The sequence below is a fragment of the Streptomyces sp. NBC_00872 genome (genome assembly GCF_045161915.1).
Lineage (GTDB): Bacteria > Actinomycetota > Actinomycetes > Streptomycetales > Streptomycetaceae > Streptomyces.
In genome coordinates this window covers 1-14,460 of the sequence record NZ_CP108806.1, presented here as the reverse complement: position 1 = coordinate 14,460, position 14,460 = coordinate 1, and the positions used below count along the sequence as shown (strand labels likewise).

Annotated in this window: 16 protein-coding genes and 1 pseudogene; 7 read left to right on the top strand and 10 right to left on the bottom strand. The window is 68.6% G+C overall.

Translation table 11 applies throughout. The features are described from left to right. Positions 1–90: 90 nt before the first annotated feature. Positions 91–696: a TetR/AcrR family transcriptional regulator gene (locus tag OG214_RS00085; RefSeq protein WP_405987387.1), complete on the bottom strand. Its 606-nt coding sequence runs from the start codon at positions 694–696 to the stop codon at positions 91–93. A 182-nt stretch (positions 697–878) separates the two neighbouring features. Here OG214_RS00085 and OG214_RS00080 point away from each other — a divergent pair, with 182 nt between their 5' ends. After that, the gene (locus OG214_RS00080) at positions 879–1,271 is read left to right on the top strand and encodes an ester cyclase (RefSeq protein ID WP_405983292.1); all 393 of its coding nucleotides are present in this window, start codon (positions 879–881) and stop codon (positions 1,269–1,271) included. Between the two features lie 151 nt (positions 1,272–1,422). Here the strand turns inward: OG214_RS00080 and OG214_RS00075 are convergent. Together OG214_RS00075 and OG214_RS00070 are read right to left on the bottom strand one after the other, a co-directional pair. Continuing rightward, a pseudogene (locus OG214_RS00075) lies at positions 1,423–1,653 on the bottom strand (SDR family oxidoreductase); the annotation flags it as partial. 367 nt (positions 1,654–2,020) lie between these two features. After that, the gene (locus tag OG214_RS00070; RefSeq protein WP_405983291.1) at positions 2,021–2,629 is read right to left on the bottom strand and encodes a TetR/AcrR family transcriptional regulator; all 609 of its coding nucleotides are present in this window, start codon (positions 2,627–2,629) and stop codon (positions 2,021–2,023) included. 110 nt (positions 2,630–2,739) lie between these two features. Here OG214_RS00070 and OG214_RS00065 point away from each other — a divergent pair, with 110 nt between their 5' ends. Beyond that, positions 2,740–3,393: a hypothetical protein gene (locus OG214_RS00065; RefSeq protein WP_382861032.1), complete on the top strand. Its 654-nt coding sequence runs from the start codon at positions 2,740–2,742 to the stop codon at positions 3,391–3,393. An 88-nt stretch (positions 3,394–3,481) separates the two neighbouring features. Here OG214_RS00065 and OG214_RS00060 read toward each other — a convergent pair whose 3' ends face one another. From OG214_RS00060 to OG214_RS00050, 3 genes are all read right to left on the bottom strand, one after another. After that, positions 3,482–3,871 (bottom strand): helix-turn-helix domain-containing protein, encoded by a 390-nt coding sequence (locus tag OG214_RS00060; RefSeq protein WP_405983290.1) that lies wholly within the window; start codon positions 3,869–3,871, stop codon positions 3,482–3,484. A 346-nt stretch (positions 3,872–4,217) separates the two neighbouring features. After that, entirely contained in the window at positions 4,218–4,415 is a 198-nt protein-coding gene (locus OG214_RS00055) for a hypothetical protein (RefSeq protein ID WP_405983289.1), read from the bottom strand. A gap of 39 nt (positions 4,416–4,454) precedes the next feature. After that, positions 4,455–5,263 (bottom strand): IS5 family transposase gene (locus OG214_RS00050; RefSeq protein WP_405983288.1). Its coding sequence is split into 2 segments (ribosomal slippage): positions 4,455–4,924 and positions 4,924–5,263, totalling 810 coding nucleotides; the frame shifts between segments, so codons are not numbered across the junction. Positions 5,264–5,726: 463 nt separating this feature from the next. Between OG214_RS00050 and OG214_RS00045 the strand changes: the two genes are divergently transcribed. Further along, a complete protein-coding gene (locus OG214_RS00045) occupies positions 5,727–6,524 on the top strand; it encodes a hypothetical protein (RefSeq protein ID WP_405983287.1) in 798 nt (265 codons plus the stop codon). Between the two features lie 303 nt (positions 6,525–6,827). Beyond that, the gene (locus OG214_RS00040; RefSeq protein ID WP_405983286.1) at positions 6,828–7,457 is read left to right on the top strand and encodes a hypothetical protein; all 630 of its coding nucleotides are present in this window, start codon (positions 6,828–6,830) and stop codon (positions 7,455–7,457) included. 719 nt (positions 7,458–8,176) lie between these two features. Here OG214_RS00040 and OG214_RS00035 read toward each other — a convergent pair. Continuing rightward, positions 8,177–8,524 carry a hypothetical protein gene (locus OG214_RS00035; RefSeq protein ID WP_363085219.1) on the bottom strand — a complete coding sequence of 116 codons (348 nt, stop codon included), beginning with the start codon at positions 8,522–8,524 and terminating at the stop codon, positions 8,177–8,179. 223 nt (positions 8,525–8,747) lie between these two features. On the opposite strand from OG214_RS00035, the gene OG214_RS00030 reads away from it, so the two are divergent. Continuing rightward, positions 8,748–9,125: a hypothetical protein gene (locus tag OG214_RS00030; protein WP_405983285.1), complete on the top strand. Its 378-nt coding sequence runs from the start codon at positions 8,748–8,750 to the stop codon at positions 9,123–9,125. Beyond that, complete coding sequence (locus OG214_RS00025) at positions 9,052–9,282, top strand: hypothetical protein (protein WP_405987714.1); 231 nt, start codon at positions 9,052–9,054, stop codon at positions 9,280–9,282. Before OG214_RS00030 ends, OG214_RS00025 begins: the two co-directional genes overlap by 74 nt. 62 nt (positions 9,283–9,344) lie before the next feature. Here OG214_RS00025 and OG214_RS00020 read toward each other — a convergent pair whose 3' ends face one another. The 3 genes from OG214_RS00020 to OG214_RS00010 all read right to left on the bottom strand — a co-directional run bounded on the left by OG214_RS00020 (position 9,345) and on the right by OG214_RS00010 (position 13,354). After that, positions 9,345–10,139, bottom strand: a complete 795-nt coding sequence (locus OG214_RS00020) for a hypothetical protein (RefSeq protein WP_405983284.1) — start codon at positions 10,137–10,139, stop codon at positions 9,345–9,347. Between the two features lie 498 nt (positions 10,140–10,637). Beyond that, a complete protein-coding gene (locus OG214_RS00015; RefSeq protein ID WP_405983283.1) occupies positions 10,638–10,832 on the bottom strand; it encodes a hypothetical protein in 195 nt (64 codons plus the stop codon). Next, positions 10,832–13,354: a Helicase associated domain protein gene (locus tag OG214_RS00010; protein WP_405983282.1), complete on the bottom strand. Its 2,523-nt coding sequence runs from the start codon at positions 13,352–13,354 to the stop codon at positions 10,832–10,834. The genes OG214_RS00015 and OG214_RS00010 overlap by 1 nt, the downstream gene beginning before the upstream one ends. 654 nt (positions 13,355–14,008) lie before the next feature. On the opposite strand from OG214_RS00010, the gene OG214_RS00005 reads away from it, so the two are divergent. Further along, positions 14,009–14,194, top strand: coding sequence for a hypothetical protein (locus tag OG214_RS00005; protein ID WP_405983281.1), 186 nt, complete (start codon positions 14,009–14,011; stop codon positions 14,192–14,194). Positions 14,195–14,460 lie beyond the last annotated feature (266 nt).

Sequence of the window (14,460 nt, the reverse complement as noted above, 5' to 3'; positions counted from 1 at the left end):
GCCTCCGGATCGTTCAGGCCTGGCTGTGTAGTACTGGCCTGGCTGTGTGGTACTGGCGGGAACGCCCCGTGTGTGTCTGCCGCGCGCCCGCTACGGCAGCCAGCGGTCCAGTGTCATGTCGGCGATGTCCTGGAGTTCGTCGCGGCCGAGGCCGCCGGCGGCCTGGACGGCGATGCCGAAGGCCACCGTCATGACATGTCGGGCGAGTTGTCGGGGGTTGGCGTCGCGCGGAAGGTCGCCCTCGTCGACGGCCCGCCGGAAGCGCTCCTCAAGGCGTAGACCCGAATCGTTCCGCCATTCGGCCAGCATGTCGTGCGCGGGCCGGCCCGCATCGCCCGACGCCAGCGCGCCCTGCACGACCAGGCATCCCGCAGGGCCTCCGGGACGCGTCGTGGTCCGAACCGCTCCGTAGAGAATCGCCTCGGCCACGTCTCGCGCGGTCGGCTCCTCCAGGGCGCGCGTCCCGTAGTCGGCCGGACCCTCGGTGTAGCGCTCCAGGGCTTTGCGGAACAGTTCCTCTTTGTTGCCGAAGGCCGCGTACAGGCTTGGCTTCGTGATGCCCATGGCCTTGGTCAGATCGGTGAGGCTGGCCCCCTCGTATCCCCGTTCCCAGAACACCTGCATGGCGCGCTCGAGCGCCTCGTCGACATCGAATTCCCGAGGCCGACCCGTAGCGGCGCTCCGCGAACCAGCCATGTGTGCAGCGTACTCCCGGGTGACGATCCGCACGACTTCTGTACCGATCGGAATAGAAGGCTTGTGCTCTCGGTTCCCGCCCACGGCGGCAGTCATCACGGCGAGTTCGTGGAAGGGCGTCGTCGCAGGCCGATCATCGTCCGAATCCACGCCCCGCGGTTCGGGGCGGCAGAGAGGTCAGCATGTCCGAGAAGGAAGTACGCGAAGTCTTCGAGCGTTACATCGGGGCGCTCAACGCGCATGAGTTCGACCGGATGACCGAGTTCATTCATGACGAGCTCACCGAGAACGGCCGGCCGGTCACGCGGGACGATGTCATCGCGGAGCTGAAGGGGCACGGCGACGCGGTGCCGGATTTCACCTGGCGGGTACGGGACGTAGCCATCGACGGTGACCGCGTCGCAGCCCGTCTGTTCAACAAGGGCACCCCCGCGAAGGAGTGGTTCGGCGTCGCTCCGACCGGCGAGACGATCGAGTACGCCGAGTACTCCTTCCACAAGGTGCGTGACGGACGCTTCTACGAGATGAACTACCTGATCGACGCCCAGGCCGTACAGCGACAACTCGGCATCTGACCTCCGGGAGCGGCCCTCGCCCGCAGCTGAAGCCACCGCACCTCCGGGAGCCCGGCCACCGGCAGGGCTCCCGCTGTGTGTCGACCATGCCGCGACTCGGATGTGCCCTGTGTCGCCGGAGGGATACCGTCTGCAGGCGGAAGCCGCCGGTGGCGTCGATGAGTTGGCCCGTGATCCACCGGGCGTCGTGGGAGGCGAGAAGGGCGACTGCGTCGGCGACGTCGGCGGGTTCGCCGATGCGGCCGAGGGCGTTCTGCGCGGCGATGGCGGCGATGAGTTCGGAGTTGCCACGCAACCGGGACATGTTCATGTCGGTGCCGGTGCCGGTGCCGGTGCCGGCACCGGTGGTGGTGGCGGCGGGGACGACGGTGTTGACAGTGATGCCGCGGGGTCGAGGTGCTGGGCGAGGGGCGGTGTGAGGGTGTCGATGGCTCCCTTTGTCGTGGTGTGGCCGATGAGATCGGGGAGGGTGACGCGGGAAGTGCCTGAGCTTGTTGTTTATCTTCCGGCCTCGGATGGCGGAGCGAAGCCACTCGTGATTCCCGACCTCGGAGCCCGAGTTCGATTCTCGTCATCCGCTCCACGACGAACCCCCCGAGGCCAGCGGCCCCGGGGGTTGTTTGTTTTCCAGAATTTCAGGTATCTCGTGTCCGATGGCCGGTCATCGGGCTCGGCCGCGGTCTGACCCGGCGGCCTGTCTTTCTCCGCGTAGTGCCGTGACCGGCGGCGTCGAAGGTGACCAGTCATAGTCATCTCGTTCGCGAGTTGAGGACGCAGTCGACGGCCATGTACAGGGTTTCCGTCTCGGATCGCAGGATCGATTTCTCGGCGGGCAACGCCCGCTCGGTCGCGAGTCCGTTGAGGACGGTCATCAGGAATCTCGCGCGTCGGGTGTTCTCTCCCGCGGCCAGCGCGCCTTCCTGGGTGAGGATCGCCAACCAGGACTCGACGCGGCGTTGCCCTTCCCGGTCCATGGCGAGATACGCCGCGCGCACCTCGTCGGTCGGCTCGGGGGCGATGAATGTCTCGAAGAGTCTGCCCCATGCCTCGCGTGCCTGTTCCCCCGCTCCGGCAGGCGCGAGCACCTGCCGGAGGCAGTTCACAAGCCGGTCTCGTGCCGGAACCGAACGGTCGTGGATCCCGTCCTCGGAGACCACGTGGTCATAGATGACGGCGAGCACCGCATCCCGCAGTTCGCGCTGTGTCGGGAAAAAGTGTCTGAGTGATCCGGTGCTCACCCCGGCCCGCGCCGCGACCGTTCGCACGCTCAGGTTCACCGAGGGGTCCTCCCCGATCATCGCCGCGGCCGCCGCGAGGATCCTGCCCCGTGTGCCGGCGCTCTTCTTCTTCTCTGTCACTGCCGCTGCCTCTCACCACGCCGTACTAGTACGCCGTGATAGTTTAGCCCTCACATCACTAGTACGGCGTGATAGTGCGGGATGCGGTCGAGTGCCAGGGAGGCTGAGGGATGTTCGAGGAGCGGCGGCGGCGTCGAGCCGCGAAGCGCGTGCAACCGGGGGACGGGCGGCCCCTGCAACGCTTTCGCTGGTGGCAGTTGCCGGGCCGCGCGCTGTTCCACCTCCCTCTGACGCAGCACGACGGTCGTCGGACGATGTACGCGATCGATGTCCGGCACTGGCAGAACCAGAGCTCCGGCAGCGTCAAGGCGCACCTGTACCTCGACGGCAAGCTCCACGCCGAATCCAGGATCCCTGCCACCTTCCCCGTGCCGGGCGGCACGATCGAGGTGGCGATGAGCGGTTTCGGGATCAAACGCTGCCACTACGTCACCACCGCGGGTGCGGAGCACCAGCTCGTCCCGCACCCTGCCTCTGCCGAGGGGCGCCGCGCCCGCCTCGACCGCGACCACCCGGCGCTGAGCCGGTGGATCGGCTTCTGCTCCCTCATCGTGCTCCTCATGGGTGCCGGTCTTCTCGCCGTGCAGATCGTTGAACCGCTCTCTCGGATACCTCCCATCGCCTCACGCATCGGGAGCTTCGAGTCGCCCATCCACCTACCGCTATGGCTCAACATCACACTCGGGGTCGCGGCAGCGATGGGCAGCATGGAGCGAGCGCTTCGACTGCGCTACAACTGGCTGCTCGACGGCGCGGCGAACTAGGATATTTTTCCGAGTTCGGATCACGGTGCGGCGGGGCGGGGCGGGGGCTGCGAATCCAGATGATGGCGCCGCTCAGCCTGTTCTTCATCTACCAGGATCTGCCAGGCTCGGCCCACCCATGTGCCAGTGGGCCACGCTCCAACTCCCGCTCCGACTTGGCCATCTGCGCACCTGGCAATCGGGGCCGGCCAGGTGATCCCTTGGAGGCCACCCCGGCGCGGCCGTTCTCGCGCCACTGGCGCCGCCGGCGTTCCACCGACCGCTCCGAGACGCGCAGTGCGGCAGCGATTTCCCGGTCCTTCTCCCCGCCCTCGAAGCGAGCCACGGCTTCGTGGCGGACACGCTCCCGTGCTGCCCTCTGGGCGTCGGTCGGGCCGCCACCCTGCGAATGTCTCACCGCCCCAGGACTACCGAAGCCACCTGCTCGCTGCCCGGGGAACAGCCCGACATCACCCAAGCCCGAGGAACAGCCCGACATCACCCAATCAAGTTCAGTAGTTCAGAGAAGGTGATCATCCCGGTAAGGGTGGTGAGCGCCACCGAGAACCGCTCGGTCGCTGTTCGACATCACCGGCTGGATGCGGGCCTCGCACGTGGGCACAGCGGACTCCTCCGGGCAGGACGAAGCCCCCGGCGCGGGCGCCGGGGGCGGTAGTGGTCGTTCGTGTTGAAGGGGGTAGGTGACGTGGTGCGGTCAGTGGTGGTGTTGGCTCGTCAGGCGAGTGCCGGGTTGGCGCGCGCTGGTTGAGGTGGAGTCGGTCGCGGTGCGATTCCGGGGCTGGTGGCGCTCGTGTGGTCGTGGCGCAGCATTCGCACGGCCCGGGTCAGCTCTCGTAGAGGGCGCGCATCACGTCCCAGAACGGGTGGGGCCGGACGCTCTGGCAGTTGTCGCAGTGGTACCGGTAGAACCAGACGCGGGCCGGGTGGTCCTGCTGGGCGGAGGGGCGGGTGCTGCGGAACTCGGGTCGGAGCGGTCGGGAGCACAGCGGGCAGAGGTCTGCGCAGATCAGTTCGTCCGTCATACGGCGGACTGTGCACACACCCGCGGCTTACTGATCGTTTCAGAATGAGGTTCGGAGTCGTCTCAAGCAGATGATGCTGCGGGCGAGTTGGAGTAGGCCGAGGTGGAGGTCGGCGCGTATCTCGTAGCGGATACGGAGTCGTTTGAAGTGGTGGAGCCAGGCGAATGTGCGCTCGACGACCCAGCGGGTCTTGCCGAGTCCGGAGCCGTGCGGGGTGCCGCGACGGGCGATCTTCGGGGTGATTCCACGAGCCCGGACCAGACGGCGGTACTTGTCGAAGTCGTAGCCGCGGTCGGCGAACAGCCGTCGGGGGCGACTGCGTGGCCGGCCGCGCGGACCGCGGATGGGTGGGATGGCGTCCAGCAGAGACATGAGCTGAGTGACATCGTGGCGGTTTCCGCTGGTCAGTGAGACGGCCAGCGGAGTTCCATGCCGGTCGACGATCAGATGGTGCTTGCTGCCGGGCCGGGCCCGGTCGACCGGCGAAGGTCCGGTGTGAGCCCCCCCTTGAGCGCCCGGACGTGTGAGGCGTCGACCGCGGCGTCGTCCATCTCCAGGAGACCCTCTTTGCGCAGTTCCGCCAGGAGGACCTCGTGCAGACGGGGCCACACCCCCGCTTCAGTCCAGTCACGCAGGCGCCGCCAGGCCGTCACCCCGCTGCAGCCGACCTGCTCCGCGGGGACGTCCCGCCAGCTCACGCTTTTGCGCAGCACGTAAACGATGCCACGCAAAGCCGCACGGTCATCCGCAGGCAACCGCTCGGGATACCGATGCCGCCGAGGCCGACGAGCAGGCAGCAACGGAGCCACGCGCTCCCACAGGTCATCAGGCACAAGATCAGCAGACACCCAACAGATCCTGCCTACACAGAACCCAACTGCCAACCCTCCCAACGACGTTCATTCTGAAACGTTCAGTTAGTGTCCCGGGCTGCGGTGGCGGCCCGCCTGGCGGGCGCCACGGTAAAGATCTGGTGATGGCCTCCTGCCTGGCGGGAGGTACCCCGGATCGCTCTTTTCCGCAGGTCACAGGCGGGGTTTCATGGCCCGATGCTCAGCAAAGGAGAGGTCCACCCGGGTGGCGGGTGGCGGTACTTTCCCTGTCAAGTTCTTCTGTTCAACTCCGCAGTCGCCGCCGGAGCCTGGGAACGAGGAGGGGCCGCGTAGTCGCGAACGACGGGCACGGCCCCATATCGAGGTACGCCTCCCGATGCTCAGCCAGGTACACGGGAAGGTGCCTGCGTGGCGCGGGCGGGCGGCATAGTGGCCGGCCGCGCGCGGGGCTCGGCGCCGCAGTTGGGATCATGAACGCATGACCGAAGAATCGGACCTGCTGTCAGGCATGTGGCCGCTTGCGCCGTCCGGTGCCACAGACTGGCTGCTGGAGCTCTGCGGCGATGGTCTGACCGGGTTCATGCCGCCGGCGATGCCCGATGCTGTCTGGGTGCTCAACGCCATGTACGAGCACGAACAGGGGCCAGGCGAGGCGTCGTACCACGAGTACCGCCAGGCGCGTCTAGCAGACGGAAACGTCCAGCCCTATACCTTCGCGGGCATCGACCTCGAAGTGGGTATTACCACGGGAGGCGGCCTGGGCCGCGCCGGGCACCCCGGCCGCGGCTGGCGGCGTCTGCCCTGGACGGAACTCGCCCAGCGCACCGGCGACCCCGTCGTGCCCGAAGGACTGCTCCCCTCCTACCGGTGTTTTCCCTCCGTCAAGAAGGAGGGGAGCTGGCCGCTCGGCATCGTTCCCCCCACCGAGGGGAGCCTGGATCGCGGAACCTGGAAACGGCTGGTCGGCATCCTTGCCGAGCAGAGCCCCACGGGTCCGGACACTGCCTGCCTCGCCTACTACAACCCGCTGATGCTCGGGGCCCTCGACTTCGACAACCTCCATGTGCGGTCGGGCCGCCTGGGCGACGCCGAGGCCCTCTACGACAACCCCGAGGCCGACTTCAGCCCGAGCAACTTCTGGGCCGAAGACCGATCCTGGGTCCTGTGCAGCGACTACGACCTGTGGGCCACCAAGGTCGCCGGGACCCCGGCCCTCATCCAAGCACTGCTGAACGACCCCGAGATCGAGGCAGTACGCCTGCCCTGGGCCCCCTGAAGACGACCCACCCCACGCCAGTGGACCCCCAACCCGAAGCGCGAGCATCTTCACATGTACCCGGCTGAGCACATTCGCTCGTACGCCGACACCCCTCGTGGCTGAGAGGCCAAAGGCTGGGCGGACGGAGCTGAACGACGTTGCCGGGGACCGGGGCTGGAGGCTCTTGCGCGCCGCCCTGGCAGGTCCAAGACACGGACCGGTGTACGGGATTCGGCGAATCCGGCGGCTTACGCGGCCCGGTTGCGGCATCGTCGTCCGAGGCGCCCCGGACCAGAGCGCGGGAGAAGCCGGAGGGGCACCATGGGTAAGCGGGATGAGCGGGATGAGCGGGAAACATGGACAACAGAAGAGTTCGGCACCTCGCACGAGCGCGCCGCCGGTGTCCCCCTGGCCGACGGCGCCGCGCCTGAAGGGGTCATCTTCGACATGGGATCCGACGGAGGAGGACAGCGAGTCGCCCGGTGGAGCGTCTACGACGGCCGCGCGGCGAAGGGTCCCAGGGCGGCTGCTCTACGCGGGGTCTGCTCGGGTCTGTTCCTGCGGCTGGAGCGGCCCGGCACATCAGCTCGACTGGGACGAGATCGGCGACCAGGACCTGATCAAGGCGGGCGCACACGCGCGGCAGACGAGTCCACCCAGAATTGGGACGAGCACACCGAACAGGTCGCGGCCTCGGCCATTCCCCTGCCCGAGCCGGTCAGCGCACTCCTGCCGCAACTAAGCGAAGAGACCGAGAAGTTGGCGAAGAGCTCTCCGCTCGCCGCCATTCGGGCGGCACGCCGCCTGGAGGTGACCGCCGCTGAGGCCGCCTACTGGCCGGCCCACGGCACGCGGGCTGACGTGACCACCGAGCAGGCGGCAGCGGCTCTCGGATTGAACGAGAATGCGACGCGCAAGCTCATGGCCCGCTTCGGCCGCTGGAATCCCTGACCGCGACAGAGCGGCCCGGCGCCGCACTATCGAGGACGCGGGCAAGCCCACGGTGCTCCCGGGCGAGCCCGTGTTCCGCGTTGTCGGTGGTGGCTGGAACGCTGCAGGGATGAACAACGGTGACGAGCAGCTGCTCCCGCATCAGACCTACGCCACGCTCATCGGCGGACCGCTGGGCGGCCTGCTGCTGGACATCATGGGCTAGCGGCCAGATGAGGTCGACGACGGCGCTGCCCTGTCCACCGAACTGTCGAAGTGACCCGGCGGCCGCGCTCTGTACGATCTGCGCCTCGGTGAGCCCTGCACATCGGGGCCGGGTGTGATGTGCCGCTTTTACTACTCCAGCGACACGCCCTGACCACGGACCCGACCACGACGCCGGTCACCCGACCACGGACCCGACCATGGCAGATCAGGGACGGGTGATGTGGCCGAAGCCGTCCAGAGCACTCTTGAACGGCCCGGCCAGGGGCCGAGCACGCCACCACCGCACGACATACCCAGGGGCCAAACCGTGGCCGCCGACCCGGTCTCGTATTCGTGGTGGCAGCAGCAGCATCTGCGTCAGAAACGGAGCAGCTCGACGCACCCCCGAGTCGGCACGCCATCGCTGCAAGTGCTCCAAGGACGCCGTTCCCCAGCGCTGAACTGGTCCAGGAACGAGGAACAGAGCCATTGCGACCAAGACCAACCACGGAGTGACCGCGAAGAGGAGACCGTTAAGCACCTTGGCGTGCTTCGGCTTGTCGCAGCGCGCCCACCACCAGGGCGGCATGGGCTTTGAACTGCCGTTCGTTGTGTCGTCCGGCTCTGGCGCGGCGGGTGCGGTGGGCCCTCCAGATGGCGCGCTCGACCGGCTGCACGGAGACGCGCGGGATCTGGCAGTCCGGCTGGGTTTCCTCCCAGCGTCGGAGGACCGTGGCGCATTGGGCTGCGACCGTCAGCAAGGCAACGACCGGCCAGCAGCGCCGGTCCTCCAACCGCGCACTCTTCTTCTCCCCGTCGAGGAACTCCAGGTCATAGGCCGCAAGTGCCGCGCCGTTGGAGGCCTGGACCGTACGCCGCACACATCCAGGCCGTGTGATCCTACGGGGGCCGGGACCGCCAGGCGAAGAGGGAGAGGGACGTCAGACCGGGCGAGGCCACACCACTTCTGCCAGCGGTGCGACGCTTGCATGTCCGCTGCGATGCGCCGGCGTCGGTTCCTCACATTCCAAGGGTTGTTGGCGGTGAGATGCGTGAGACTCAGGACTCCAAGCCGGGCCCCGCTCTGGAAGACCTCACCGTGTGATGCTCCTGACCATCGCCGAACGCTACGCCGAGGGGCGTATCGACGATCTTCTCGACGCAGACCACCTCGCAGGCGTGACTCCGGCCGCACCGAGAGAGCGTCTGCGGGCCCTCGTGGTGGGGCTCACGGGAGTCCTGGTGATGGCTGGCGCAGCGTTCCTCGGATCGCCCGACGCGGCCCTCATCCCTCTGCTGCCGGTCGTGGTCATCTTCGTCGCAGTCGTCGTCAACCGCGGACGGATGCCAACTGCGGGGCAGCTCACCGATCTGATCATCCCCGATGAGGCGGAGAACTCCGCGGCCGTTGACCATGCCCGACCTGCCCTCGCCCGAAGAGGTCGAAGCCGCTCGCACGCCCACCGGCGGCTGGAAGCGTGACCAGCTCGCCGCCCGGGGCGCCCCATGGCCCCCGCCCAAGGGAAGGAAGGACGAGCTGGCCGAACGCTGGAAAGCCGCCCGCCCGGACGGCGCACCGGCGCCCCCGCCCAGCCCGCCCCCGGCCGACTTCGCACAGGAGACGCTCGACTTCGGCTGACCCGACGACAGCGGGGTCGGACAGGATCACCCTGCCCGGTCCCGCTGCTCGTTTCCGGCTGCTCACCGGCTGAGACGGATGCGCGGCCCCCACGCGAACTCGAGGTCGTCCAGGAAGACGTCTTCCAGCTCCTTCTCCCACTGGCCGCGCAGGAGCATCGGAACGGCCTCCATCCGCTCCAGGATGACCAGGGTCTCGGGCTGCCCGATCAACGCGTACCGGCCGTGCGAGGCGGGCTTGCTGCCCGGCCCGTACGCGCGCAGCAGTTCCTCCAGGCGGGCACGGTGCTGCTGCACGAACGCCTCCAGGCGCTCGACGTACCCCTCGTGTTCCCCAGCGCGCACCGCGCTCAGCGCGACGTCCAGGAACTCCCCGTCCGGCCAGTGGCACCCGCCCGGCACGGCAAGGGCCCACGGGAACCGCTCTGCTGCCGGCCAAAACGTCCCTCGCGTCCTACACCGGAGCCGAGGCCGGTTCCTCCACCGGGGAGGGGAGCCCGGCTGTTGAAGGTGGGCCAGCGGCAGGGTGCTGGAGGCGGCGGTGGTTGCCAGCGGCGTGCCCAGCGCCTCCGGGTGGGCCATGAGCAGGCGTGCCAGGGCGCGGCCGTGGTCGCTGCCGTGCGGTTGCTTGGGGGTGCTGCCGTCGCCCCGATCGCCGGGGTAGGCGAGGTGCCAGAGGTATACGACGGTGCGGTGGAAGAAGTCGGTGAGCACCTCGAACATGTCGCTCGCTTCGGGGCCCGGTTCGTACGCGCCGACCACAGCGGCCGCGGCGCGCCCGATCTCGGAGGCGGTCTGCGAGAGCGCGTCCAGCATGTGCCGTGCGGAGTTCGAGGGGCTGTCCTCGAAGACCTCCACGATTCGGTACAGGCCCGGGGGGCCCGTAGAGGTTGCCTTCCTTCGCGCGGCGCACCATCACCGCGGCCTCCTCGACCGAGTCGGCGCTGGCGAGGTCGGTCACCTCCGAGGCGCCGGGGTGCTCCGGCTCGGTGCACCTGGCGAGGACCTGGTAGAGCCCTCGTTGCTCGGGCGGCCGTACTCCGCCCGACGCGGGGTGCCCCTGCCCGCGCTCCTCCGGATCGCCGGCAGGCGTGTATCCGTCGAAGACCTGGTGTGACACCAGATTCCGGATCCACATCCGCTTCAGCTCCGTCATCCGCACTGTCGCCCTGTGCCTTTCTGCAGAGCCAGCAGTATCCGTTCCGTCCTCGCTGCTGGCTGTTGTCACGTCGTTCCTCTGGTCGGTGCCGTCGGTGTTCACGCGGTTCCTTCCTGGTCGGCGCGGTTGGCGATCCAGTCCGGATCGCGTACGGGCGCCGGGACCCGCGTCTCGGTGGCCGGGGCGCGCATGATGCGTCAGCTGGTGCGTGGCGCGGTGACGACGTGGACCAGGACGACGACGGCCTGGCGGCCGGAGCCGCCCCGGACCCACGCCCCGGTGAAGCGGACCTGATCGGCCGCCCCGGCGCCCGCGCGCCGCCAGGGGCGAAGCCGTCCGAGCAGATAGCCGGCCGCGAGCGCGGCGGCCGCGGCGACGACGACGGCCGTCATCAGGACCACCGCATCCCGACCTCGGACAGCTGCTCCATCCGCTCCGGGGTCAGCGCGGCGGCCCTGCTCCGCTGGTTGTCGACCCATGCCCCCAGACGGAACTGGTCCTCCCGGCCGTCCTCGGAGAGCACGGTCTCCACGTGCTTGCGCGGGACCTTGAGGTGGCCCTCGCGCTCGAAGAACTGCCGGGCAGCGGCGAGGTTGGCGGTCCACTTGTCGGCCTGCGTACGGGGCCTCTGCGGCTTCTCGTCCTCGGGCACGGGTGTGATCCCGAGGACCTGCTCGCACATCCACTGCTGCACGCCGGTGAGCTGGTCCCACCCGCACCGCACCGACGTCACCCACCGCCCGAGGTCCTCGCCCTGGCGCAGGACCCCGCCCGCCTCGGTGGGCAGCGCCTCGCCCGCGTCCCGGTGCATTCGCACCAGGTGGAAGCACCGCTGCCACGTCACCGGCCACGACGGACACCACGACGCGTCGATCTCCTCCAACTGCTCGCGCCGCTCGTCCGACAGCGCCCCGGCCGACGACTCCACCGGCAGCCCCTCCGCACGCCGCCGCTTGATCTCCCGAGCCTTCCGGGCGGCGGCCCGCGCGTTCTTCAGCCAGATGCCCACCGCCGCTCCCTGGAAGGTGGCGTCCAGCGGCGCCAGGAGGTGCCCGTGTTCGGCGGCCCACCCGCGCGCGGCGGACAGGCCCTCCTCCCACGCGACGTCGAAGTGCGACCAGATCATGCCGAGCTTCTCCAGCTGCTCGATGCGGTCCTCGTCCATCTTGCCGCGGGCGTAGAACCGGCGGGCATCAGCGGTCCACTGCCCCAGCGGGAACCCGGCGAGCGAGGCCGGCCACCCCGTGGCTTCCTTCTCCTGGTCGTCGATGGCGGGCACGCGGAACGTGAACGGGACGCGGAGGTCGCCGTGTTCACAGGCGTAGATGACGGCTGCTTCCACGCCGCGCCGCCAGTGCTCGTGCTCGGGGTTGACGACGCGCAGGCTGATGAACGCGGCGAGGGCGGCCGGGTCGCGGGGCGTACTGAACTTCAGCAGCGCCTTGGCGGGAGCACTGACGCCTCCGGAGCCTTCGCCGCTCCCGCCCGTGCTCTTCCCGCTGTCATCCTTGCTGACGGGCTTGTAGCGGCTCGGGGCCTGCTGCTCCGCAAGGGTCTCCACGATCCGCGCGTCGTGCGCCCGCAGCGCCTCCAAGAGCTTGGCGAGCCCGCCGAACGCCCGGGAGGTGAGCATGTTGTCCACCGTCTCGCCAGGCCCGAGCAGCACCGGCACCACGAGCGAGGCCATCTTGCCCTCGCCCGGCTGCATCCGCAGCGCGCGGCCCACGGCCTGGACCAGGTCCGGCATGGAGCCGCGTACATCCGCCCAGTAGACGGAGTCGCAGTTCTTGGTGTCGACGCCTTCGCCCAGGACCTTCACCGAGCAGAGGAAGCACTTCTCCACGACGGTGCCGTCCGTGACGATCCCGGCCGCGAACTCCCCGAGGAGTCGGCGGCGGTGGAGCGGCTTGTGGTCCCCGCAGAGCCAGTCGGCCCAGATGGTTGCCGGGTACAGCTCGGGGTCGGCGGCGTGCAGTTGGGCTGCGACAGCTGGGAGGCCGGTCGCGAACGCCTCGGCTTCCTTGACGACGTGGTGGAAGACGAGCGTGCGGCGGAAGTTCTCCTCCGCGGACGCCTTCACGAGGGCGGTTTGCAGCGCGGCGAGCCGCGCCCCGCGGACTTGCTCAGAGCGGCCTTCGGCGCCCAGGAGCTGCGCGGCCTGGAGGGCGGTGTCGGTGATGTCCACACACACGACCTGGTACGGCGCGCAGATCCCCCGGTCGATCGCCTCCGACAGCGTTAGCGTGTAGCAGCGGCTGCCGAAGGCCGAGTCGGGGTCGTCGTCCATACTCGCCACCAGTTCACCGGGCGCGCCGTCCTGGTCCTCGTCCCCGACCTGCCACAGCCTTGGTGTGGCCGTCATGTACAGGCGGCGCAGGGACGGGATCTTCTGGTTGTCGTGCACGACCGCCCACGGCTTCCCGATCCGCCCGGAAGTGCGGTGCGCCTCATCGACCACAATTAGGTCCCAGGCCGAAAGGCCGGCGGCGTGCGCCCGTTCCAGCGTGCCCAGCCCCAGGCTGGCGTACGTGGCGTACACGGTCACCTTCTCCAGGTCCCGCGCCCACTCCACCAGCTCATCCACGTCCGTGGTGTTGGGGAAGGACACCTCCTCACCCCGCAGCGAGGACACCCCGATCATCGGCCCCCGGCGGCCCCCCTCACGCCACGCGGACTCGGTCTGAGAGAGCAGGTCCAGGCTCGGTACCAGCACCAGCACACGGCCCGCGTGGAGCTCCTCCGCACTGCGGACCGCCACCCGGGTTTTGCCGGACCCGGTTGCCATGATCACCTGAGTCCGGAGACCTTGCTCGGGCACAAGTGATCTTGCAGGAAATTCGAGGGCGCGGAGGACCGCGTCAACGGCTTCCCGCTGGGCGGCCTCACGCTGATCAGCACGGTTAGTGGTCGACATACCCGTCTGCCTTCTCCTGGGGGCCGGCCGGGTAGATTCGGGCGGCGGGAACAAGAAACCTGCATGCAGAGAAGCCGTTGAGGTCACGGTGGAAGTGGCACTGTTGTCGGCTATCTGATTCAGCCGGGACGCTTACGAGGTAAGTGAGTGGAACTTCATAAGGCCCCGAAGTGCTCCGGAGTGGTGTGCTCCGGCTCCAGAGTCTATCTCGTGCATCAAAATGAAGCATAAGAATCATGAGATTGCCCGGCTGGTATCACCGAAAGCCCGAAGAGGATCCTGACGGTCACTCAAAGCGCGCCTATACCTGGATGCCACCCTACGGGTGGGCGTGTTCCCGGAGTGGGTGTCATGAGTGCGTGTACTCATGTGCGCGGACCTTGCCCTGCGTCACGATGTGTGTTCCATGACAAGTCGCTGGGAGGGACAGGCGTGATGTATGCAAGGAAGATTGCAACCGTGTTGATAGTGGCGGCGTTTGGCCTGGCAGGGGCAATGCCTGCCGCAGCAACTGGAGGTCTTCTTCCGCACCCCGGGCCGGAGGGTTTGGTGTGGGTTGAGGAGATGACGGGAGACGGTGGAGTCGCGTCAGGGGGTGCGTGGGAAGGACTGCCGACCGTACTCACCGTGGCCTGTGAGGGTGGAGACAGTGTGGTGGCGACGATGGAGTCACAGCAGGTGCGGGTTGCCGAGTTCGCGGTGGACTGCCCTGTCGGCAGTGTGGGTGCGGGCTCGGCGACCATGGACGCGGGTGTCGTGCGGCGAGGGTCCTTCACAGTGGGGATCGACGCCTCGCAGGAGAGCATCCGGTGGGCCCTGACGGTGACGCAGCCCGAGTAGAAGCCCCTGGCGGTCCACCGCTTCCTCGCCGCGGTGGACCGCCAGCCCAGACGTCCTGCTGCTGCGGTTTTTGGTGGCTGGAGCGCAGCGGAGGCCACTGGTCCGGGCGAAGCCCGGACCTTGGGGCCGCAACGCGGCCCAGGTTTGCCTCCGTTGAGTCCTGGAGCGAAGCGAAAGGACTCAACGGAGGGCGCGGTGAGCGAAGCGAGCGCGCAACACCCGTGCGGAGCACGGGTGTTCGCTTGCACATCGCGCAGCGATGTGGT